This window comes from Enterobacter cloacae complex sp. P47BA (assembly GCF_014930485.1).
GTDB lineage: Bacteria > Pseudomonadota > Gammaproteobacteria > Enterobacterales > Enterobacteriaceae > Enterobacter > Enterobacter bugandensis.
In genome coordinates this window covers 82898-105719 of sequence record NZ_JADBRF010000006.1, presented here as the reverse complement: position 1 = coordinate 105719, position 22822 = coordinate 82898, and the positions used below count along the sequence as shown (strand labels likewise).

Annotated in this window: 22 protein-coding genes; all 22 read right to left on the bottom strand. The window is 58.0% G+C overall.

Going from position 1 to position 22822, the window contains the following annotated elements:
* Positions 1-21: 21 nt before the first annotated feature.
* The 22 genes from tssG to IM299_RS08450 all read right to left on the bottom strand — a co-directional run bounded on the left by tssG (position 22) and on the right by IM299_RS08450 (position 22263).
* Positions 22-1065, bottom strand: coding sequence for a type VI secretion system baseplate subunit TssG (gene tssG, locus IM299_RS08555; protein WP_193357319.1), 1044 nt, complete (start codon positions 1063-1065; stop codon positions 22-24).
* Complete coding sequence (gene tssF / locus IM299_RS08550) at positions 1062-2933, bottom strand: type VI secretion system baseplate subunit TssF (RefSeq protein ID WP_048956575.1); 1872 nt, start codon at positions 2931-2933, stop codon at positions 1062-1064. Before tssF ends, tssG begins: the two co-directional genes overlap by 4 nt.
* A 2-nt stretch (positions 2934-2935) precedes the next feature.
* On the bottom strand, positions 2936-3499 hold the full coding sequence (gene tssE / locus IM299_RS08545) for a type VI secretion system baseplate subunit TssE (RefSeq protein WP_028013485.1): 564 nt from the start codon (positions 3497-3499) through the stop codon (positions 2936-2938).
* A complete protein-coding gene (locus IM299_RS08540; protein ID WP_193357318.1) occupies positions 3492-4304 on the bottom strand; it encodes a type VI secretion system accessory protein TagJ in 813 nt (270 codons plus the stop codon). Before IM299_RS08540 ends, tssE begins: the two co-directional genes overlap by 8 nt.
* A 9-nt stretch (positions 4305-4313) precedes the next feature.
* The gene (locus IM299_RS08535; protein WP_193357317.1) at positions 4314-5312 is read right to left on the bottom strand and encodes a hypothetical protein; all 999 of its coding nucleotides are present in this window, start codon (positions 5310-5312) and stop codon (positions 4314-4316) included.
* Positions 5313-5328: 16 nt separating this feature from the next.
* Positions 5329-6126 (bottom strand): PP2C family serine/threonine-protein phosphatase, encoded by a 798-nt coding sequence (locus tag IM299_RS08530; RefSeq protein ID WP_023336024.1) that lies wholly within the window; start codon positions 6124-6126, stop codon positions 5329-5331.
* Positions 6123-7883: a type VI secretion system-associated FHA domain protein TagH gene (gene tagH / locus IM299_RS08525; protein WP_193357316.1), complete on the bottom strand. Its 1761-nt coding sequence runs from the start codon at positions 7881-7883 to the stop codon at positions 6123-6125. Before tagH ends, IM299_RS08530 begins: the two co-directional genes overlap by 4 nt.
* An 88-nt stretch (positions 7884-7971) precedes the next feature.
* The gene (locus tag IM299_RS08520) at positions 7972-8388 is read right to left on the bottom strand and encodes a hypothetical protein (RefSeq protein ID WP_045630830.1); all 417 of its coding nucleotides are present in this window, start codon (positions 8386-8388) and stop codon (positions 7972-7974) included.
* Between the two features lie 110 nt (positions 8389-8498).
* Complete coding sequence (locus IM299_RS08515) at positions 8499-8852, bottom strand: T6SS amidase immunity protein Tai4 family protein (RefSeq protein WP_048956571.1); 354 nt, start codon at positions 8850-8852, stop codon at positions 8499-8501.
* Positions 8849-9340 (bottom strand): type VI secretion system amidase effector protein Tae4, encoded by a 492-nt coding sequence (locus IM299_RS08510; RefSeq protein ID WP_045630811.1) that lies wholly within the window; start codon positions 9338-9340, stop codon positions 8849-8851. The genes IM299_RS08515 and IM299_RS08510 overlap by 4 nt, the downstream gene beginning before the upstream one ends.
* A gap of 80 nt (positions 9341-9420) precedes the next feature.
* Positions 9421-9828, bottom strand: a complete 408-nt coding sequence (locus IM299_RS08505; protein ID WP_072050489.1) for a putative T6SS immunity periplasmic lipoprotein — start codon at positions 9826-9828, stop codon at positions 9421-9423.
* On the bottom strand, positions 9819-10361 hold the full coding sequence (locus IM299_RS08500; RefSeq protein ID WP_045630810.1) for a hypothetical protein: 543 nt from the start codon (positions 10359-10361) through the stop codon (positions 9819-9821). The genes IM299_RS08505 and IM299_RS08500 overlap by 10 nt, the downstream gene beginning before the upstream one ends.
* A 57-nt stretch (positions 10362-10418) precedes the next feature.
* Positions 10419-10901 (bottom strand): type VI secretion system tube protein Hcp, encoded by a 483-nt coding sequence (locus tag IM299_RS08495; RefSeq protein WP_008502640.1) that lies wholly within the window; start codon positions 10899-10901, stop codon positions 10419-10421.
* A gap of 225 nt (positions 10902-11126) precedes the next feature.
* Positions 11127-12626, bottom strand: a complete 1500-nt coding sequence (gene tssC / locus IM299_RS08490; protein WP_006810956.1) for a type VI secretion system contractile sheath large subunit — start codon at positions 12624-12626, stop codon at positions 11127-11129.
* A 3-nt stretch (positions 12627-12629) separates the two neighbouring features.
* Positions 12630-13154: a type VI secretion system contractile sheath small subunit gene (tssB, locus tag IM299_RS08485; RefSeq protein WP_022648413.1), complete on the bottom strand. Its 525-nt coding sequence runs from the start codon at positions 13152-13154 to the stop codon at positions 12630-12632.
* A 75-nt stretch (positions 13155-13229) separates the two neighbouring features.
* Positions 13230-14246 (bottom strand): type VI secretion system protein TssA, encoded by a 1017-nt coding sequence (gene tssA / locus IM299_RS08480; RefSeq protein WP_193357315.1) that lies wholly within the window; start codon positions 14244-14246, stop codon positions 13230-13232.
* Positions 14247-14257: 11 nt separating this feature from the next.
* Positions 14258-14974: a type VI secretion system-associated protein TagF gene (gene tagF, locus IM299_RS08475; protein WP_028013492.1), complete on the bottom strand. Its 717-nt coding sequence runs from the start codon at positions 14972-14974 to the stop codon at positions 14258-14260.
* Positions 14975-14990: 16 nt separating this feature from the next.
* Positions 14991-18611: a type VI secretion system membrane subunit TssM gene (tssM, locus tag IM299_RS08470; protein ID WP_193357314.1), complete on the bottom strand. Its 3621-nt coding sequence runs from the start codon at positions 18609-18611 to the stop codon at positions 14991-14993.
* Between the two features lie 2 nt (positions 18612-18613).
* Positions 18614-19852, bottom strand: a complete 1239-nt coding sequence (locus tag IM299_RS08465; protein WP_193357313.1) for a DotU family type VI secretion system protein — start codon at positions 19850-19852, stop codon at positions 18614-18616.
* Positions 19853-19869: 17 nt separating this feature from the next.
* On the bottom strand, positions 19870-21213 hold the full coding sequence (tssK, locus tag IM299_RS08460) for a type VI secretion system baseplate subunit TssK (RefSeq protein WP_193357312.1): 1344 nt from the start codon (positions 21211-21213) through the stop codon (positions 19870-19872).
* Between the two features lie 28 nt (positions 21214-21241).
* Positions 21242-21745, bottom strand: coding sequence for a type VI secretion system lipoprotein TssJ (gene tssJ, locus IM299_RS08455; protein ID WP_193357311.1), 504 nt, complete (start codon positions 21743-21745; stop codon positions 21242-21244).
* A gap of 23 nt (positions 21746-21768) precedes the next feature.
* The gene (locus tag IM299_RS08450; RefSeq protein WP_045630807.1) at positions 21769-22263 is read right to left on the bottom strand and encodes a hypothetical protein; all 495 of its coding nucleotides are present in this window, start codon (positions 22261-22263) and stop codon (positions 21769-21771) included.
* Positions 22264-22822 lie beyond the last annotated feature (559 nt).

Genomic DNA, 22822 nt, shown 5'->3' with positions numbered 1-22822 from the left:
ATAACAATGCGTTAGAAAAATTTATCGCTCTGCGCGATACACCAGATCGCCACGGGGGACAGGCTGCGGCTGATGCCCCAGCCAGGTGTTAAAGCCTAATCGCCCGGCGCTGCCGAGCGTGGTACCCTGCACAGCGTCTTCACGCAGGATCACCCGTGTTTCCCATTCAAACTCAATTCCCGCGTACTGGCGCACCCAGTCGCGCAGCTCGGTGACCCACGCTTCGCCCGGCAGAAAGCGGTTGTACTCCTCCGCACTCAGCGGGCCAATCTCGATACGAAACTTATGCTGCACGTCGCGGACGGCGACGCCGAGAAAAGCGGATTCCCCCATGCGCGGCATGCGGCGTCCTGCTCCCAGCTGCGCCTGCTCGCGGGTGGAGAGCGGCATCCACTGCGGCACGTTGCTCACCAGCTTAACCGGCGCTTTAAAATAGCTGCGCAGGATCTTCTCCAGCCCTTCCGGATCCCGCCCGTGGCGGGTCAGGTGCCCGGCGTGGGTAAAGCGGGCATGGGCGCTCAGGCTGCCCTTGTTCATCTGACCCGGCTGCCCCATGCCGATCAGCGACGCCAGGTAGCCCTCAAAGCGCTTATTGTCGGCGCGATCGAGGGAAACGGCAGGCTGCGCATCCGCCCAGGCGCGGTAAAACAGCAGCGCCAGACGATGATGGAACAGATCGGCAAACGCGCTGAGGCTGGTGTCCTGGTGATGATGAATCCGCTCGCGGGCGTACTCGGTCATATGCACCGGCAGCGGGCCATTCGGGCCAAACAGGCCGAAGCTGAGGATAGATACCTCATGCAGCCCGCTTTCCTCCCGCTGACGCACCTGGGCCAGCGTCGACGGCGCAAAACTCATCGACGGCTGCTGGCCGATACGCAGCGGCTCAAATTTCGGCAGCGGCGCGCGTCCCAGCGGGTAGCGCTCGCCACCCTGGGCATCAATGCGCCTTAACAGCTGAAACAGATCGTAGCGCCAGGGTGTCTCGCGGACCCCGTGCCAGAACGTATCCGGCAGCTTCGTCAGGCGATGCACGCGCAGCGGTGCGGTGGCAGCGTCACTCATACCAGCGCCCTTTTACCCATGCGCGGCGCCCAGTAGCCTATCTCGCCGCGCTGCTGACTCTTCAGGGTGAACTCGGTGAAGCTGTTGATGGAGACCAGACGGGCAAAAAGGCGCTCCATCACGCTGCCGAAAAGCCACGGGCTGGCGCCGGAAAACGCCCGCTCGTCCACCGTCAGGGTGATGCCAATTCCGCGGGCGAAAACGACCGGGCCGGGTTCAGGCACGCGGCGGTGTACCGGCTCCAGCACGCAGTGGCGTACCCCCTCCACCTGACGTGCAACCGGCGTTTCGGCCAGGTTGGCGTACAGACCTAACAGCTGGCGCAGCGCCGCTGCCCCCTCTTCATTTTCGCTGTCCATCAGGCTGAGGTAGTTCATCTGCAGCTGGCTGATGAGCCGCCAGGTGCTGAACCCTTCCGCCAGCGCCGGACGCGGCGGCGTCGGGCCTTTGCGCAGGGTTAACCCCTTCACCGGCATGGAGTCGGCCATAATGAACTGCCCGAGCTCCTGCTGGAGCATCAGCGGCAGGTCGCGGCTGGTACAGAGCACCTCGGCAGAGATGTAGCGCAGGTTTTCCTGCCACGGGGCATGCTGTTCATCCACCAGCGAGACAAAGACCTCCGAGCCGATATAGCCGGTACGGGTGCCGTAGCGCAGGGCGTGCTCGGAGAGCACGCGCTGTTCCCGGCGCAGGGAAAAATAGGCCCCGTAGTTGCCCGCGTCGCCGCTCCAGGTGCTCCAGAACGGACGAAACGTCTGGTCGTCGCGCTGGCCGTCGGCGCTGCCAAAAATTTTATTTACCGCATAAATTTCGTAGTCCAGCGGGCGGATGTTATCGACCACCAGATGGTATTCATGCTGGCCTTCATTCAGCTTCTGCCGGGCCGCCACTTTCGGGAACAGGTTGATGACCGGCGTGCAGTGCAGCGCCAGATGGCTGGCGTCGACCACGCGCTCCAGCTGTTCATCTGACTTATCCAGCAGAATGAAGATATCGAAGGCTTTTTCGTTTTCGCAGCGCTGGATAAGCGTGTTCAGACCGCTCAGGCTGATAAAGCGGAAGCGGGCCGGAAACGCAAAATACTCCTGCAGCAGACGGTAGCCGTCAAAGTTGCGCAGATCGTCCGGGAGGAGCGCCTGGTCCGGCGCAAAGCCCTCCTGACGCAGCGCATCCGTTGCCAGCAGCTGTCGCTGCGGCTGCGGGCTGACCGTCTGGCAGACGATCCCGGCGTGGTGCTCCATCACCAGCTCCAGCAGCTTCAGCGCCTCAATGTCCGGGCCGCTGAGGAAAAACTCCAGCCGGTCAAAATTCAGGTGCCCGAGGTTTTGTGGGCCGTCACAGGCAATGCGGATCCGCAAGGCGCTGTTGATCCCCCGCTGGCTTAAGCCGAGCTGCGCCAGCGGCAGGTCAGCGGGCACGCCGCCGAGCTCCACTTTGTCGATTTTCAGCGGCAGCAGATTAACCTCGTGCGCGGTGGTATAGCTGCAGGTTACGCCGGTCTTTTTCAGCGCCAGGCTGTCCATCATGGTGCCGCGCGGCACAATAAAGCCGTTGCTCAGATCGCCGCGGCTGCTGTCGGGCTCAATTTCCGCAATCGCCATGGAAGGGGTTGGCGCGAGGTAGTTCGGCGCGATCATCTCCAGCAGACGCTGGGAGAAACGCGGAAACTCCGCGTCCATTTTCATCTGCACGCGGGAGGTCAGAAACGCGAAACCTTCCATCAGGCGTTCGGTGTACGGGTCCGCCACTTCGATGCCGCGCATGCCCAACCGCCCGGCGACCTTCGGATAGCGTTCGGCAAACTCGGCCCCCATTTCGCGCAGGTAGGCCAGCTCACGGTTGTAATATTCGAGTAGTTTACTTTCCATGATTACCCCGCATCTTTCAGTTCAAAATGGCCGTTTTCCAGATCGACATCGGTGCGAAACAGAAACTCCAGCGGGTACGGCACACACCATAAGCGCCCTTTAATCTCGATGGAGAGCACGTTGTGCAGATCCAGCGAGGAGGTATCCGACACGCAGCGGACCTGCAGCCCCTGCGGCAAAATGCGCGGTTCAAAATTGATGATGGCCTCGGTGAGCTTGCGCTGAATATCGTGCCATTCGATATCCGACATTCTCTTCCCGGCGAGCGGCGCGACGCCGAAGTTAACCACCGAGCGGCTCACGTGCGGTAGCGCACTTAAATCGCCGGAGGCATCGTGGTTAATGGTGTTAAACAGCCACTGCAGATCCCGCAGCACGTTACGACGCAGCGCGGCGTGGGTGATCAGGTTGCTGTTGGCCGGCTCGCGTTTTTTTTCCGGGTCGTTATCGGTGAGGCGATCGAGCAGCGAAGGCTGCATTTTGTCGCGCGCCCCCACCTTCTCCTGCCTGCTGCGGGCTTGCCAGCCGCTGCGCAGCAGATCGCCTTCGCCAGCGGGATTACTCATCGGCTCCATCCGTCGCAAACGACACGAGGCTTAACGACAGCAACGGGCTTTCGCTTTGCTCGCTGAGCCAGGCTTTCTGGCCCATCCCTTCGTACAGGGTGCCGTCCTCATCGAGCGGCTGCCACTCGGTAGTGCGGCCCAGTTTGATCGCATCTGACGCATCGGCAGCAAACGGGTAACGCGCCGGGATCTGACATACCTGCTCCGTACCGTCAGTCAGGCGCACCAGCGCGTGACGCCAGACCAGATCGGTTACGCTGGAAGGCGCCTGGAAACGGATCTCGGCGATAGCGTTAAACGGCAGCCAGAAATAGCGGCCGTTCACGATGGTTTCGCACACCGGGCCGAGACGGGCATCGCCGTCCATCAGCCAGTCAAACGCCTGAGCCTCATCGTTTTCGAGGGTGATGTGGCCGGGAGTGGCCTGCGCCTGGTCAAGCGCTTCCAGGCGCAGCGACCGGGCACGCTCGCCCTCCTCGCGGAGCGCCGCGGCCAGGGTGGTCAGCCACGGCCACTGAGTTTCAGGCATGGCCGGACGCGCCTGCCCCGCCATCACCTGTGCGCGCTGCAGCTCGCCCTGAATGGACTGCTCCAGCAGCGTGACGGTGGGTTTCGCCTGCGGCTTCAGCGCCAGCCAGCTTTTCAGCTGGGTCAGCGCGCGCGTCCCGTTGCCGCTGAGGATTAAAAACTGCACGAACGCGGCGCGGAGGTCTGCATCTGCCGGACGGGCTTTGATCTCCGCTTCAAGACGCGCCAGCGCGTCGTTGAGCGGTTCACCCGCCAGGTGTTGATAGAGGGTATTCATAGCCATTCCTTAATTCGCCGCGCGCCAGGCGCCCACTGCCGGATCGCGCAGCTGAGGACGCAGGGTATCAATCAGAACGATATTCAGCGGGGTGCCTGGGGCAACCCAGGCGCTCCAGGTTTTCTTCACCGCTGCAATACGCGCCTGCAGTTTTGCATCGTCGCTGGCAGTTTCGCGGGAAATTTCTACCGCTACCGTGCCGTTGCTCTTCCAGCTGTTCAGGGCGCTGTCGTAAGGCAGGATCATCCAGCTCTGATCGCTGTCTGGCGTGCTGAATACCATGCGCTCTTTATTGACGGAGGTGATCAGCGCGTTTTCCGGATCGGCGCTCTGATTCAGCCCCATCACCGGGAAGCCGTGAATGTACGTCACCGCCATCTCTTTCTGCCCGCCGTTGCGGGACTGAGAGATAACGGTGTGACCGCTCAGCCAGCTGCCGTTACCGCAGCGGGTGGTGTCAGAATCCGGAATGAAGAGCGCCGGTGCAGAGGCGCCCCCTTCCCAGAATGTACGCAGGTGGCAGCCGTCCTGCAGGGTAAACTCCTGCCACGGCGTACGGTCGGCGGCAACGGTGCGGGAAGCCACGTTCTGATCGGGCGGCAGTAACGCGCCGCTGGCTGGGGTTGCGGTGACGGTCTCAGCAGGCGCGGCCTGCTGCTGTTTCACCACCAGTGCCCAGTCCTGCGCTTTAGCTGCCGTGCCCTGCGCCAGCGTCGTCCCCTCGGGATCGTTGAGCGTCCAGCTGAGTTTATTCACTTTGCTGCACTGGTGTTCCAGCAGCGAGCCAAGACGCGGCACAAAGTTTTCCAGCACGGAGACCTCTTTCTTGCCGTTCGCCACAATGCGCAGCGCCACTTCTGGCTTACACCAGCTTTGCGGGGTGTTGTCTTTGATGTTGTCGATCCAGATATCCAGCTTCTGCGCAGGAGACTGCACGATGCGGAAATTTTCAGCCTGCGCGGTGGAGGTCGCCGCCAGAAGTGCCAAACCCGATAGCCAAAGTTTCATATCGTTCCTTGTGTGTCTAATCAGTTCCGCAGGGAAGAAATTGTGCTGCGTCAGAGAGGGTGTGCAGCAAAGTGGTGTCCTGAGGGTTGCCCATCCATACCGCCAGGGCGGTATAGTTATCCTGCGCATTCCCCTCCTGCTCGCCATTCTTTTGAATGATTTGGTTCATTAAGGTCAGCCACTCCTGCGGCGTATTGACCATGTGCAGCGACTGCTTCATTTGCTCTTCGCTGACGCCGTGCCAGAACCCGTCGGTGCAGAGTAAAAAGGCATCGCCATCTTCTACCTGCACCACGTCGCTGTAGCTCGCTTCCGGTCCGCCGTTTTCAATTCCCAGCGCCAGATAAAGCAGGTTGCTGTTGAGATCGTCCGTCTGATGCCCGGCATCCTTCATCTGCTGCACCAGACTGTGGTCCGTGGTGACGTGCCACAGCCACCCCCGGCGAAACAGGTACAGGCGGCTGTCGCCGGCATGCGCCCAGTACGCCAGCCCGTAGTCCCGGTCAATGAACAGGCTGACCAGCGTCGTACCCATCCGGCGATAGTCCTGAACGGCCTGCTGTTCGCTCAGAATGGTGCGATTCGCCGTCTGCACGTAGTCGCGGATATGCTGCGCGTTGAGGTGCTTGTCGCCATCGAAGCGGGAGATAATGCTGTTACGGGCCAGTTCCGCGGCGACTTCACCACCGGGCAGACCCGCGATGCCGTCGCAGACGACAAAGCAGGCCGAGCGTTCCCCTATGGTTTCTCCCGTCTGATCCTGGTTGCTGGCGCGCGTCCCCTGGCGGGAGAGAGAAGCGGTTGCGATATTCATTTGTCTTCCGATCCGCTCTGTGAGTCTTTGTACTGATTCACCTCCATGTCATACGCATGAAGGAAGGCTTCGCCGAACAGGGTGTGGAAGTCATCCTCAATCTCGCCCGCCGTCTCGCCATAGCTACGAACAAAATAGTCCCACAGGGCGGCTTTGCGGCTGCCCGGCAGCGCCAGACGCGAGGTCATGCCGTTCTGCTTCGCCTGCTCCTCCAGCTGTTCCGGGTTAAAGGACTGCAGCATCGCGGCGATGATGGCGCGGATACCGGAGATCATCCCCAGCTGGTGCGCCTGCAGGTCGATCAGCGCGTCGCGCACCGATTTGGTCGGCGGCATAAAGCCCGGCATCGGGGTGCCGAACATCTGAATTAAGACGGTTTTCCCGGTCGGCAACAGCTTGAACGGGTTGTTGGCATCGTCCAGCACCATGGTCATATCGGCTTTTACGCCGCGTTTCAGGATGGAGCGCGACGAGAGCAGCGCCACTGTGCCCTGCGAGAACATGCCGAGAATCTGCCCCAACTGACGCATATTTTCCCGGTCAAACTGCGGAACAGGCTGCATTTCGCTCAGGCCCATACCTTCAAGCAGCGCCTGCAGCAGCTCGCCCTGCAGCACTTCACCCTTCTCGCCATTATTCGGGCTGGCGGTTGGGGATGCCGCGTTATTGACCGGGTCGATGCGCAGGCGCCCCTTCGGTGCCTGAGCGCTGCTGCGCGCAACGGCCTGCGGCGTAGGCATGGTGAAGCCTGCGTAATCCGGCCGTGCCGGCTCTTCTTCACGTGGCGTTTCCTGCGACTCTGGGGCGAACAACGGAGAATCGGCAAGCACGTCCTCTTCCTGCTCCGGTTCAGGCGTTGGTGCTGGCTTTTCGTCTGCAATATCATCCGGGTGGGTTAACGGTGCTCCGCCCATCAGCCCGAGCGGGTCATCATTGCGCGCGGCTGGCGCGCTGGCCTTTCCACCGAACAGCGCCAGCGGGTCAAGCTCGTCCGCCGCGTCTTCTTTAGGGGCGGGTTGCCCCTCAACCGGCGGCACCAGCGTGGAAGGCGTCACGTCGTCAAAAATGCTCTCTTTTTTGAACAGCGCTTCGTCGCTGAACAGCGTGTCCGGGTCGACGTTCTTGCGCTCAAGCGCTGGATCGCTGTCGTTGAACATCGCCAACGGATCTTCGGCATTACGCTCCGGCGCGGCGGGCTGGGAGAAGGGATCCTGTGAGGCCGCAGGCTGCGGTTTTGCTCGGTTGCTGGAGATGCTGTCGGAGATGGAGAACTCCTGCATCAGGCTGTCCCAGATTTCGGAAGGCACGGCGGTCGGTTCCGCCTTCCCGCGTGGCGCGGGGTTAGCAGGCTTCGCTTGCGCTGCGGGCGCAGCGGGTGCGGCTGTCGGACGCGCCTGCTGCTGCATGCTGGCCGCCATGCGGCTCACCGGCTGTGTGTCGTGGATCAGTTCTGTCACTTCGATACGGTAGTCATCAATACCGAGAATGTCGCCATCCTGCAGTTCAACCTGACGCCCACGCTCCAGCGGAATATCATTCAATACCACGCGGGTGACGCTGCCACGGTTGGTGACGCGGCATTCGCCCTGAGCGTCAACGTGGACAATGGCCTGCAGACGCGAGATGGTGCGGTCATTGTCCGGTAATACCAGATTGTTATCCGTACCGCGCCCAATGGTGCCGCCCGGGGCGTAAAAATCACAGCTGCTTTGCGGCGGCTGATGACCGGGTTTCGTAGAAATAATCGTGAATCGCATGGCGTATTCCTGCTGGTATGATTAGCGCTCAAACGCTGCCGCTCTCGGGGGTGAGAACGGCGGCGTTTGAGAAATTGAATATCAAAAACTATTTAATGAAGATGATAAAATATAATCCAACAATGAGCCATAGAGTGAATATTAACGCCTGTAACTTATAACGGCGATGTAACTTTAGTATCCAGCCAATTTTTTCTTCAGGTAACGACTGTACATATTTATAAGCATCTTCCTGAACAAGCCGTTCACGCGTAAATTTCATTTTAACGCCTTTATAAAGGCGAACAAACCAGATTATTTTTTGATAATTTGCCAACGAACCAAAAAAAGAAGCGTAGTCGGTAACAAGATCCAGGTCATATCCTTTTCGCCGGTACTCAGAAAGTAACTGATTATAATCAGCCTCGTGCTCTTTAAAAAAACGAGAGTTGAACAGGTCCATAATTCCAATGGCCAGGAACAAGACCACAATAAGAAACAATAGTAAATAGTCTATAGATACCATCATTTACCACTACGGCTGGTGAATCTTCACTCATCTTGAGCACCGTCACGGGCTGTGACTTGAAGACGCGAGATGGTGCGGTCAAATCTCCTGGCAATATCGGTGAAACGCTATTTTTGGACGTTGAGCAGACGAATTGCGTCACTATTGGTGATTAAACTGCACTTCAATACCTGATAATCACCCTGTTCAGTACCGCCTACTTTCTCTTTTAGTAGGGTATCAATGATCTTGTCAGCTTTTTCAAAATTCTCCGGAGGGAGATCGCTTGCTTCAAGCCATGCGGCGGCACTGGCTTCTGCATCATTTTTAAGGCTTTTACTGTCCGCAATCTTACTGATGCAACGGTTTTGCACCCAGTTTTCAAAGATTTGTTGCTGAGTAAAAGCGCTGACGGCAGGCAGATTTTGGGCATAAACAGCAGAGGCATTGATAGCCAATACCAGCAGTAATAAACGTTTCATTTCAGGCTCCAGAATGTTGCATTGGTAGGGATAAACGAACCATTACCAGGAGAGCCAAGGAAATGGCAATCATCAGAGCAAATATTTCCATTCCAGAGGGTGACATGCCCGGTAGCGTCGCTCCAGCCGTGCCCGGTGAAGATGATAATGCCCTGTTTGCCTGCAAATTGCGCAGGAGTGGGAGAAGAGACAGACATATCGGCATTGCCCAGTACCGTGGGTAGAAATGCAATCATATCTTTAACGCGGAACATATAGCGTTTTTTGTCGTTTCCGGTCACTGTCGCATATTTACTGTTAGAAGGAATCGGAATGCCACAGTAATTTAAAACGTAGCTCATGCGAATTGGGCAGGCATTTTTAAAAATACCGGCCTCAATATTATGCTGAACTTTTCCACCCAAAAATTTGCCAACCTGTTCTACGCTTACGTTTACTTCTCTGAATCTGTTCCACGCGGCACCAAAAGCAGGACGCATTTGAGACATCTTGTTTCTCCTTGATAAGAAGCTCAGGATGGGGCTGTCGCTCTCGGGGCGAGAACGGCGACGTTTGGGGTTAACACATTCTATTCAGTCTGCGTAAGCTTAAACTGGCCTGAAGGACCTTCTTGTAAGGTGAAACGAGCCGCATAGCGAATAGAATCGTTTTTTCCTGACACTTTCAAGGCAACATCATATTCTCCGGCTTGCCACGCAATCCCTTTCCACTGGTGACACTGTTGTGTCGTTAACGTCACCTCAGGGCTAAACGTTGCCGGCGGCGATATTGCTTTCCATTCATTTCCCGCGCGTTTCATTATGGTGGGCGAATGGCTGGTGACAGGCGCGTCTAACCCGGAATTAGCAGGGATAGCAAAGCAGGGTTCGTTGTTCTTCAGCGTAACCGAAAGCGACTGATACTGTGCAGGATGAGACACGCAGGCAGTTACCGTAAATGCGATTGCAACAACACTGAGTAACTGTTTCATAACCATACCCGCCGATCTTTAGGATTTTGAATAAACAACGATAACACCTGCAGGTATTTATCCTTCAGGTCTGGTCCGATAATCCCTTCAAACCCTGCAATGTTTCGGAAATCACCCAGGCCGTAATTTATCAGATAATAAAAATCTGAAATGATAGAAGCCTGCTGCTCCATACCAAAGTCCGAGAGTTTTTTATCCGGAGGTAAAGAGTACTTATAACTTGCTGCCCAACTGAATGCGCCTCGGGTTCGCACATTCATTCCAATCTGATGCTGTAACACATGCACCATCTCGTGAATAAACCAGTGCTTGTATCGCGGAACCTCTATTGAGAAGTCATCCCGATAATGCGGCTCGCGGAAATAGAGCTCACCATTGGGGGTCATCGCAACATCTGTCGACTGCATATTAAATGGCAAATAACTTTTATTATGGACTTTAACTTCTGAATACTTTATTGCATCACCAAAAACCGAGCGCGCCAGTGCTATTTCGCCAATGGTGAGAGGACGGGCGCCTCCTTCCTGCAAACTTGCCATGCTATCTTCCTTCCCGGTTGATAATGGCCGGGGAAAATTCCCCGGCCACATGCGCAATTACGCTTCTTTGTTCTCTTTGATGTTCCAGCCAGCGCTGCTTTCAGCACCTTTACCACCAGAAGTGGTCTGCTCCCAGTACTGCTGTTTCACTTTCGCAGCCTGGAACGCGTAGGTCACACCAACGGTATCGCCGTTGTCTGCACCGGTGTACTGAACAGAGGTCACCAGCACATCTTCCAGCGTAATGCGGGAGTATTCCACCTGCTGACCGCCCGCTTTACAGACGGACAGCTCAACCTTAGTCAGGTGTTTACCGCTGGCGCAGTGTTTCAGGATAGCGGTGGTGGATTTGTCGATCAGTGCGTTAACGTGCAGGTCGTTAAAGTTAACTTTACCGGCACCGCCGCCACCGCCAACGCTCATATTACCTGGCTGGGAAGCGCCCCAGGAGAAGGAGGTAATATCAGTCCAGCCGGTGTGGTTAGAATCTTTAGATTCGCCCGTAACACCCTCGACCTTCAGAAACATATCAATAGCCATAATATCTACTCTTCGTGGATGAACAATATTGCTTTCGAAAAAGCACTTATATGGCAAACAGGAAAGCATGGGGCTGAATAAAACCGTCCATATTTTACCTCTGCCTCATATCAAATGACCCGTGTCATTTGACAGTCTTACATTCCTCCGAAATAACGGAATGAATGTGAAGTCATTATTACCGTTCCAGCCGTCTTTCTTGCCGGCCCGTGCAAGATGTTGCTCTTACGCGTCTTTCGTCTTCAGCGACGGCAACTTAGATACCAGACGCAGAGAAACGGTCAGACCTTCCAGCTGGTAGTGCGGACGCAGGAAGAACTTCGCGGCATAGTAGCCCGGGTTGTCCTCAATCTCCTGCACCTGCACTTCCGCAGCCGCCAGCGGTTTGCGGGACTTGGTCTCCTGAGAGGAGTTCGCCGGGTCACCGTCGACGTAGTTCATCACCCAGTCGTTCAGCCAGCGCTCCATCTCTTCGCGCTCGCGGAAGGAGCCGATTTTGTCGCGCACGATGCACTTCAGGTAGTGGGCAAAGCGGCAGCAGGCGAACAGGTACGGCAGACGAGACGCCAGGCGCGCGTTGGCGGTGGCATCCGGGTCGTGGTACTCGGCCGGTTTTTGCAGAGACTGTGCGCCGATGAAGGCAGCAAAGTCGGAGTTTTTACGGTGAACCAGCGGCATAAAGCCGTTTTTCGCCAGCTCGGCTTCACGACGATCGCTGATGGCGATCTCGGTCGGGCACTTCATGTCCACGCCGCCGTCATCGCTCGGGAAGGTGTGGCACGGCAGGTTTTCCACCGCCCCGCCGGACTCCACGCCGCGAATAGAGGTGCACCAGCCGTACTCTTTAAAGGAACGGTTGATGTTGGCGGCCATCGCATAGGCCGCGTTCGCCCACGAGTAGCTGTTGTGGTTTGCGCCGTCGGTCTGCTCTTCAAAATCGAAGCTGTCCACCGGGTTGGTGCGAATGCCGTACGGCAGGCGCGACAGGAAGCGCGGCATCACCAGCCCCAGATAGCGGGCGTCTTCGGATTCACGCAGGGAACGCCAGGCGGCGTATTCGGTGTTCTGGAAGATCTTGGTCAGATCGCGCGGGTTGGCCAGCTCCTGCCAGGACTCCATCTGCATCACGCCCGGCGCGGTGCCGGTGATGAACGGACAGTGCGCCGCAGAGCCAATGCGCGCCATTTCCCCCAGCAGCTCAACGTCCTGCGGGCTGTGGTCGAAGTAATAGTCGCCGACGATGCAGCCAAACGGCTCGCCGCCGAACTGACCGTACTCCTGCTCGTAGATTTTCTTGAAGATCGGGCTCTGGTCCCAGCCCACGCCCTTGTAGCGCTTCAGGGTGCGGCCCAGCTCCTGCTTGGAGATACTCATAAAGCGGATCTTCAGCATCTCGTCAGTTTCGGTATTGTTGACCAGGTAGCTCAGGCCGCGCCAGGCGCTCTCCAGCTTCTGAAACTCTTCGTGGTGAATGATCTGGTTCACCTGCTGCGAGAGCTGCTCGTCGATACCGGCAATCAGGTTCTGAATGGTGCGGTAGGTGTCGTTCGAGAAGGTAACGGTATTTTCCAGCGCCTGCTGCGCCAGAGTCTTGACCGCACTCTCCACGGCGGAACGCGCCTGATCGGTTTTCGGGCGGAACTCTTTGTTCAGCAGCGCGCTGAACTCATCCTGGCTGAACGCCTGACCCGCCTGCTGATCGTGTTGTTGAGTCTGGTTGCTCATCGATTATTCCTCGCTACCTTTCGCGCTTTCGTCATTTTTTGGCATCTGGCTCAGGGATTTGAGCAGCGTCGGATCCTGAAGGATTTTTGCGATCAGCTCTTCCGCACCGTTTTTGCCGTCCATGTAGGTCAGCAGGTTAGAGAGCTGCGTGCGCGCCTCCAGCAGCTTGTTCAGCGGCTCAACCTTGCGGGCCACCGCGTCCGGCAGGAAGTCGTCCATGCTGTCGAAGGTCAGATCGACGTTGAGCTTACCTTCGCCGGTCAGGGTGTTATCTACCTGGAACGCCACGCGCGGCTTCAGCGCCTTCATGCGTTCATCGAAGTTATCGATGTCGATTTCCAGGAATTTACGCTCGTCGACGGCTGGCAGGTTTTCCACCGGCTTGCCAACCAGATCGGCCATAACGCCCATCACAAACGGCAGCTGAATTTTGCGTTCTGCACCGTAGATCTCTACGTCGTATTCGATCTGCACGCGGGGAGCACGGTTGCGTGCGATGAATTTCTGTCCACTGTTACTCATTGCCATGATGTTCTCCATCAAAGATGCGCGGTGAAGGTGAAACGGCAGACTCCATGCCTGTCGTCATAATGCCAGGACGCGTCATTCGCGGCGTCCAAAGATGTTTTCCAGTTGGTTAACGCCGTCTGGCGCCAGATCGCGAATAATGTCCATAAAGTTAAGTTCTGACAGCCGCTGCACCCGTTCAATCATCAGCGGTGCGGGGTGGCTCGGTTCGTACTGCGCAAAATACTGTTTCGCTTTCTCCAGCATTAGCTGCGCGTCGGCGCGACTGGTAACCTGCACGCTGCGCCAGTCGGTGACCGGCTGAACGGGCTGCGCTGCCGCAGACTGCGGCTCAGCGTGCTGTTCAGCCTGCGCTTCACGGTTCGGCAGCAGCTTACTGATGTCGGTCACCTGACACGCGCTGGCGACCAGCCCCACGGTTTTCAGCAGCTGTTCCATTTCCGGTACGCCGCTTTCACCGAGATGCCCGGTGAGCAGCTCGCGGATGGCCAGCAGCCGTTCGTTAATGACGATAACCGCTGCGGTTCCCGGCTGGTCGCCGCGGGCCAGCTCGTCAATCAGCCGCGGACGGCCGCCGGGATAGTCCGGACATTCCGTCTTGCTGCCGTCCAGCAGCGCCTGGGCGTCACGCAGCGAAATTTCATCGCCGTTAGAACGCAGCAGCGAGGCGTTACGTACCGCGACGGTGAGCTCGGATTTATCGCTCAGCCCTGCCAGAGCGTTAATGCGATAGAACGGGTCGATTTCGCCATACTCTTCCAGCAGCGGATAGAGCGGCTCCCAGTAGCGCGCGATCGCCTCCTGTACCAGCAACAGTCCGTCGGCGTAGCCCGCAAGACCGCGACGGCGGGTCCAGGCGTGGGTTAACGCCAGCATCACGCGAAGATCTTTGGTGCGGCTCAGCAGGCTGGTAGCGAATTTTTCTACCGTGTTCCAGTCCGCAGGCTCTGCCGGGATGATGGTGTCGCCAAACTGCTGTTCCGCTTTGCCCTGACTGGCCTGGTTCATCGCCTGGAAATCAGCGTCATATTCCAGATTGTCGCCACAGGGCCTGTCGGGACTTATTGGCGCGAGAAATTCTTCGATATTCATGAGATCCCTGCTTATTCAAACATAGGCGGATAGAGACCGTGACGCCCCGGGCGGGCGCCCCCTGCCGGGTCGAACAGCAGGGTAAAAAGCTGCCCGGTGAAGTTGCCGCTGTGAACGTGGGTGTACAGCGGGTAACCGTCGCAGCGGTTGGTCCACCAGTAGCTGGTCTGACGCAGCGGGTCAAAACACTCTGCCGCCTGCGGCCAGCCCAGCGTGCTTTGCCCGTCCTCGTCGTAGCCAATGACGTCGAGGATGTCAGAGCGCTTCTGCGGCTCGACGGGCTGCGGCGCCGGAATGGACATCAGCATCTCATCCAGCTGCGAGGCGGAAAAGCTGTTACGCACCGCGTGCAGCCCCAGACGACCAATTTGCTGATACCAGCTCTCCGCCTGGCTGAGCAGGCTGGTCGACCACTCTGACGGGGCGAAGCTCAGCTGAATGCAGACCGGGTACTGTCGGCCAACGCTGTCGCGGCCGGGCAGCAGGCAGCCCATCTGGATCATCTGGCTGCCCAGCATCGGCGGGACGACGAAATTCCAGACCGGAGCTTTGGTGAACTGGCGCTCGCCGCTGCGTTGCTCTTCCTGCTGCCAGGCCAGCAGGCCAACCTGAAACCAGTGCGACCACTGGCGCTGTAAGGTGTCAGGAAAGCGACGCTGCAGGAAATCTCCGGCGCTGGGTAATTTGCCATACCAGCTGTAGCGGTTCATCGCAGGGGTATTCGTCATACGGCTGTCCTTGCGGTTATGGGCATGAAAAACGGGGAAGCTGGAACGGGTTGCGGATGCTGTTCGGCGCAAACTCCAGCGTGACCTGATGTCCGTCGACGTTGAAGGTGGCCTGACGGCTCAGGCTTCCCGCGCCCGGGCTAGTGCTCGCTTTGTCAAAAAAGCGGTTGAGCGCCCAGGAGCCGTTGGTCACCAGCGTCGCGGTGCTGCCGTTAGCCAGACCCAGCTGCATACGGACCTGGTTGGTGCCGCCCGGCCCCGGCCAGTTCATGATCTGCACCGCCTGCGGACCGTGGCTGTAACGCAGCAGCTGGCCGTCGACATCCAGCGTCAGGTTCAGAATGGTGTTATCCATTCGCACGGTGCGAACCGTCACCTTGAAAGACGGCGTGGTTGCGCCGTTAGCAAAGAAGGCGTCGCGAATCGACTGGGCCTGCTGGAACGGTCTCAGCAGCCCTTCGCTGCCCGGCAGGGTTTTACCGTCGATACCCGGCATAAAGCGCCAGTTTGCCTGCGTCGTATCCACCTTGCTGGTCAGGTTGTCGCGAAAGAAGGTATCCATCAGCCCGGTGCCCGGCGCGAACATGCGGGCGAGATCGTCCGGAGTGACCTCAGTGCTGGCGCTGCGCACCAGCGGGTAGCGACCGGCTATCGCCTGACGGCAGAAACCGCCGACTTCAACGTTGATCCGCTTACGCACGTTTTCCAGATCGCGGCGCTGGGTATCGCTGCTGGCCCCCACCGCCATGTTGCTGAACATGGTTTGCAATCCGCCCGGCAGTCGACCGGCGCTGGCCTGCAGACGGCTGATCGCCTCGCCGCCCGGTGCCGGCATACCGCTGTTGGCGGCGTCCTGCACGGCGGTCAGGTAACGATAAAGCTCGTCCACCTGCTTAAGAAAATCATCAAAGACGATGGTCTTGCCACCCTTTTCCAGCGGCTGGGCCAGCTCAATCATCGGCGCGTAGTGGTCCGTCACCAGCTGCTCCGGCGCCTGAGTAATCGCGGCGGCCTGCGTCGGGGCATTGTCATTATTGCTGAACAGCGCTTCCAGCGTGCGGGTGGCGCGGTTGCTCTGCGCCTGCGCTTTATCGGCATCTTCCGGTGCCGGGGTATCCCGGGAGAGCGTCAGCACCTGGCTCAGGTTCTGCACCAGACGGCGCAGGGGCGAGTTTGCGCCAGAGAGCAGGCGCGCAGTGTTGATGCGCTGGGAGAGATCGGCGCTGTTGTTAAGCTGGATGTCGGCGAGAAAGCGATCCCAGTTCGCGATAAAGTCGCGCATGTAGAGCTGGCGTACGGCGTTATCGATCTGCTGTTTATCTTCCTGCGCGGTCGCGGCGCCCAGCACCCAGGCGTCGTCTTCATGCAGAGCGGTCGTTACGCTGTCAATCTGGCTGTTAAAGCTTTTCCAGTAACCGTCCGGCGTATAAAGACCCGGCACCCCTTCGCTCACCGGCTTACCGCTTTTGCGGGAAAACACCAGTTCGCTCTGTGGCCCGCCCAGGTCGGAAAGGGAGACCGGTTTGAGATTGTCGTCATGTTCCAGCAGGCGCTTCAGGCGACCGTAGACGCGGGTTGAAAGCGGCTGCTGGCCGATCAGCGCTCTTTCACGCGCCACCAGGGATTCGTCCTGCGCGTACGGCGAGGCCTGAATTTTCGGCTCCAGCAGCTGGGTGAGATGCCATTCGAGCTGCTGCAGCTGCGCCTTCGTGACGTTTTGCGGCAGGTTGCGATGCAGGTTGAGCATCACCCAGGAGTGCAGGAATTTGCCGTCGTAGTGCTTCGGCTGATAGAGCATCTGATAGGCTTTCAGCGCCTCATAGCTGTACTCCACGTCGCTGCCGTTGTCGTTGCGCAGCCAGGTGGTGATGTGCATAGCAACGGCGGGCAACAGCAGTTGATCCAGCGCCTTCTGGTACAGGGACTGCGAAGCATCGCTGACGTCATCCCCACGGTAAAGCCCCATGCGGCGGGAGACTGGCGGATCGTTGACATCAAACGCGTCGCTTTTCGGCAGGTCCACCAGGCCATTCAGCAACGGCAGCAGATCGAACAGGTCACGCTGCGGCTGGTTCTGCAACGCTTTGCTCTGCTGGTCCAGCAGCGGCACCTTCGCATCCACCTCTTCCAGATAGGCCTTGTTTTTAGCATAGCTGGTCAGCCACAGCCCGCCGAGGATCGCCAGCAGGGCCAGCAGCGCCGCGTAGCCGGACCAGATCACCGCCCGGTTGCGCAGTTCCCACCAGCGGTTTTCCCCGGCGATCCCGGCTTCCTGGAAAATAACGTTTTGCAGCAGGTTCTTGATGAAGAAACTCTGGCCCTTCGCGCCCGGGATTGGGGCTTCTTTACTGACCGAATCCCAGTTATCGCGCTCTGCCCCTTCCGGCAGGGAGAGCGCGCGGTTCAGTTCGCCCATTACGCGGTCAAACGGCATGCCTTCCTGCGTCCCGCTGGCGAAGTAGATCCCGCGCGGGGAGAACTCAGTTTCGAAGTTGGAGCGCGCAAAGACCGTGCTCAGGTAGTCCGCCAGCAGCGGACGCAGTGCAGCGAACTCCTGCGGGAAGAGATACGCTTCGGCGCGGGTTTTCGCGTCATGCTCCTTGAGCATGGTTTCCGGCAGCCCGGCATCAAGACGCTGCTGTAACAGAGAAAATTCCTGCTGGAAGTTGCCCATCAGGTCGTAATCGGCGTGTTTGGTCTGCTCCCACGGCAGCGTGAAGCCCCAGATCTGGTCGCGCTGCGCTTTATCGTAGTCGGCAAACCAGGCGCGGAAGCCTTTGAGAAGGTCGGCCTTGGTCACCATCACGTACACCGGGAAGCGGATACCCAACTGTTCATGCAGCTCGGACAGGCGCTGGCGCAGGTTCACCGCCTGCTGGCGGGACGCCTCGGCAGACTGGGTCAGCAGGTCCGAAATGCTGATCGTGACAATGACGCCGTTGATCGGCTGGCGGCGACGGTACTTGCGCAGTAGCCCCATGAACTGCAGCCACTCACCGGCATCCTGCGCCTGCTCGCTCTCCTGGGTGGTATAGCGACCCGCGGTGTCCAGCAGCACGGCCTCGTTGGTAAACCACCAGTCGCAGTTGCGCGTGCCGCCAATACCGCGCAGCGCGGTCTTACCGAAACGGTCGGCCAGCGGGAACTGCAGCCCGGAGTTCACCAGCGCCGTGGTTTTACCGGAGCCCGGCGCGCCGATAATGACGTACCATGGCAGCTGATAGAGATATTGCGTGCTGAAGCGCTGGGTCCACTGAGCGCCCTGGCCCGCTTTGCTGAAGTGCGCTTTTTTAAGCATCTGCGCGGCTTCATCAAAACGGCTGGCGAGGATCTGCTCCTCACTGTTCAGGCGCTGCTGCGGATCCGCCGCCTCCGGGCTGGTGGTGTTCTCGTTGAGCTTGTCCATCAGCTTGCGGTTCAGCCAGGCGTTATAAAGGCGCGGCAGAATATGGCCCTGCGCCCACAGCAGGTAGACCACGGCGATACTGATGATGCGGTTCTGTTCGGATTCGAGCGGTCGGGTGTCCACGATGGACAACAGCGGGCCAATCATCCAGATCACCGCCGCCAGCGCCGTGACGCCGAGGAAGCTCCACAGAATGCGGTTGGTCAGAATGGAAAGAAGTGTAGTCAGCATCCTTAGTTTCCTTGCGGCAATCCGTTCAGCTCGGCCTGGGTGTTTTCAGGCGACACCAGCAGAGTAATTTCCACACGGCGGTTACGGGCGCGGTTTTCCGGCGTCGTGTTCGGCGCCACCGGGTTAATCTCGCCCCGCCCTTCCGCCTTCACGCGGCCAGGCTGAGAGAGGCTTCCCTGCAGCATTTTCTGTACGGAGCGCGCGCGTTCCAGTGAGAGCTCGTAGTTAGAGGCAAAGCGCGCGCTGCGGATCGGCACGTTATCGCTGTAGCCCACCACCAGAATTTTGCCGCTGACGTTATTCATCGCCTGCGCAATGCGGTTGATGACCGGTTCATAGCGGTCGCGCACGACGGTAGAGGCGGAGGCAAACAGCCCGTCGCCCTTCAGGATCACGACGCTGCGATCCGCTTCGTCTTTCACCGCCACCAGGCCCGCCTCAATTTCAGGCTTCAGGAAGCCGCGCAGGTTAAGCACCGCGGGCAGCTGACGCGCCGGCTGCTGGATGGTGGTTTCCGGCAGCTGGGACTGATAAATCTTCGCCAGCACCGGGTTGGTGTTGTCGCCAAGGCGCCAGTTAAGCACGATGTAAAACAGGCAGGCGATAAACCCGGCCAGCGCCACGCAGGCCCACAGGGGAACCATCGGCCGCCAGAGCTTGCGCAGCACCGGACGATCTTCCGGATGAGGAGAAAGCGGCGGCGGATAGCTGCCGCGCACGCCGCGGATCATTTGCCACAGCCGCTGCTTGATGGTTTCAAGCTGGGTGCGGCCATTGTCCAGCACCCGATAGCGCCCCTCGAAGCCGAGCAGCAGGCAGTAGTTGATCATCTCCAGCAGCAGGATATGCTCGCGCGGGTTCTGCGACAGGCGCGCCAGCAGCTGGAAGAACTTCTCCCCGCCCCAGGTTTCGTTATGGAACGTCACCAGCAGGCCATTGCTGGACCAGACGCCGCTGCTGCCCCAGGGAGTAAGCGCGGCGGCCTCGTCCAGCGCCGTGCACAGGCAGTAGCGCGCCCCGACGATCACTTCGTAGGGCAGCCCCGCCTGCTGACAGCGGACTTCAAAACGGCGAATCTCATCGATCAGGCGCTGGCGTAACGCCACCTGATCGTCATGTGATACCGAATGACGGATCTGCGGAATCGCGTTGAGCAGCGGATTGGCGGCCGCCACCAGCTGATTGTTGCTACTGGCTCCGGTAAACGCGGCATCACTGCCGCTATCCTGTCGTTCCTGCATATTAAGCGCTCGCTTTATTATTCTGTCGGGCTACGGATGGCCCAAAACTCCATATCCAGCCCCGGGAACTCCCCTGCAAGGTGCAGGGCGAATGCGCCGGACTTATCCATCTCGTGCCACAGCTCGCTGCCCTTCTCCAGCTCGAAGTAGCTGTAGCCGGCATGCCACGGGATCTGCGGCGGCGCGACCGGCATGGCGCGCAGCATAATGCCCGGCAGCTGCAGCTGAACCAGATCGCGAATTTTCGAGACCGGGGCAATTTTCATCTGCGCCGGGAAATGGGTTTGCAGGTGTTCGCCCGGCACGTTGGCTTTCACCGCCAGCACGAAGCCAAATTCGCGCACCATGCTGGTTTCAGGAACGGTGGCGATGTTCAGGCCATGCGAGCGCTCGTTAAGCGGCAGCTGAATGGCGTGGTCTTCCATCACCAGCGATAGCCCCTGGCGCAGCATCAGCATCAGCTTGCTGAAGCAGTTCGCCAGATCGTCGTGATCGTAGATCGGCAGCACGCTCTCAGTGGTGCGCTGCGACGTCCAGGTCGTGAGCTCGGTGGCAAACGGCAGCCAGCTGCGCCAGAGCGTTTCCGGGTGCAGCAGCGGCAGCGTTTTTAAATGTGAAACCTCGCCCAGATGACGGTTCACGAGCGAAAGCAGCGTAAATTCAATCAGTTCAGAGGTGTTAAAGCGGCCAGGCTGACGCAGGCGGCCGCCAATCTGCTGGCTGCGCTGCACCAGCAAACCGTGCAGATCGTTGATCATGCTGTAGATCTGCGGGCTGTTATTGGCGTTCAGCATCGGCGGGATGTAGTTGTTATCCAGCCGCACGTGGTTGTCGTTGCGTTTTTCAGTCACAAACGCCACGCCGATGGATGTCCATTCTGCCGTGAGGTCTTTTTCCAGCATCAGCGTCAGGCGCAGGCGGCCAAACTGGACGGTGGCATCCCCCACCGACATGGCGTTATCGTCCTCCACCTCCTGCTCAAACGCGACGAAGCGGGCCAGTGAGGCGGGCTCTTCGCTGAAAATCACCTCTTCCCGCTCGCCACGACGAACCGGCAGCGCGAGCACCACCTTTTCGTTGGTGAGATTGTCAGGAATTTTTAGCGGCGCGGGACCATTGCGTCCGTTGCGGACCTGGAAAAAGGTGCCGTCCGGCAGTAACCCGCTGCAGTAGCTCAGGGCAATGCAGCCCTGGCGAAGCATCGCTTCGTCCAGTTCTACGTCGAGAAAGCCCCAGAGATAGGAACGCTGCAGCGCACCCCACTCACGAACATGGTTGAGCAGATAACTTTCAGTCCGCTGAAAATGGTGTGGACGCAGGAACATGCCTTCGGTCCAGACGACCTTTTCTGCTTTGGTCATGATGATGTGTTTCCTGTTGTGAAGCGCGTTACTGGCTGATGACCCGAATGCCGTTTACGTCGAGAAAAACGTTGGCCTGGAGTTCATCCGCGGACCATTTCCAGAACTGGTAGATATGATTTTCGCCTGGCACAGGCAGCGGGAGTGAAACGCGCCATTTTTTACCGTCCAGCTTCTGATATTCCGCCATCACGCCGATATAACGCGCCTCAGGATCGCTCTGACCGCTGAGGGTTTTGGACAGCTGTCCCGGCATCAGGAAGAAAACGTCGCTGTTCAGCAGATTCGCGCCAAGCGTTGCTGACGCGTTGTTCTGCAGGGAATAGAAGTCGCTGGACATGAAATCCGCATCGGATTTCAACAACAGCACCCGGACTTTAAGTGGCGCAGAATCATTGATTTGTGGATGAGCCTGAAACTGCAGATTGTAGCGGGAAGGGTCGCTGTGTGAAGACGACGTACAACCACTGACAAAGGCGAAAATCGCCGCGTAAAAGACTAACCACAGCCGATGAAACTTTTTATTATTCATAAAAATACGCCCACGAAAGCCGTTTAGTTCAGGATCCAGGTACCGTTAGCGCTGTCTTTGCAGGCTTTGCTGTTGCCATCCACATCGACACAGGTCGCTTTTTTACGCACCTTAGGACGAATGGCCTGTTTGCGGACGGTGGCTTCGTACTGGTCGGCTTTGATAACGGCACGCATCGGGACGTAGCCAATCAGCTGCTCGTTCCCCTCATCGGCGAGCGCCATCCAGTAGTGTTCAACCTGCCCCAGCACTACATAGGTTTTTCCGGTTTCCAGCGTACGGATAACCTTTCCGCCAAAATCAGGACGGCTCATCAGGGAGGCCGGGTACATGGCACGATAAGGCTCGTTGAGCTGGGTGAATTCCGTTGGTGGCACCACGGCATGACGGTGGGTCAGGGTGACACCGTTGACCTGGCTGGTCACGATCGTGTCGTCAGTGATTGCCGGTTTCTGTGGCGCTTTACAGCCCGCCACCGCCATTACAAACAGAAGTGAAAACAGTACGCGCATTTTCATATGCTTTTCCGTAGCGATATTTTGATGATGGAGATAAGGGGATGAAATTTGACTTAGGTGCTATTGTTAAAATAGTCAGGATAATTTCGGTGCGTTACTAATTTAAAGGCATAGCTACCGCACGAGCCCTTCAGAATAAGGCCCAGCGTCTTCCTGACATATTTTGACAAACGGTAAACAAGTTTACATGAGCTTTGCTTCAATTCAATATTTACCGCAGCGTAAGTGGTGGTAATTGAAGCAGCCAAAACATTATAGGATTAATCTGATAAAAAAACCCGACATGGCCTGGATCTACTTATTTCAACACCTGATAATGATATAACACACTGTTATTAAAGCATAAAATTCAAAAGAGAACGGATTTCATTAACGCAATAACGCTATTATCGCCACTACCATAATTAGTAGAAATGTCGTTTTGGTGATATCAGAAGAAGATATCGACGATGAATTATTTGTTGCACTAACAGGGTATGTTTAATATTGCCGCATCACCTGACCACACCATCGCCATTTAACTTATTGACTGCGCCTTTAATTTCACGACTCAAAATAA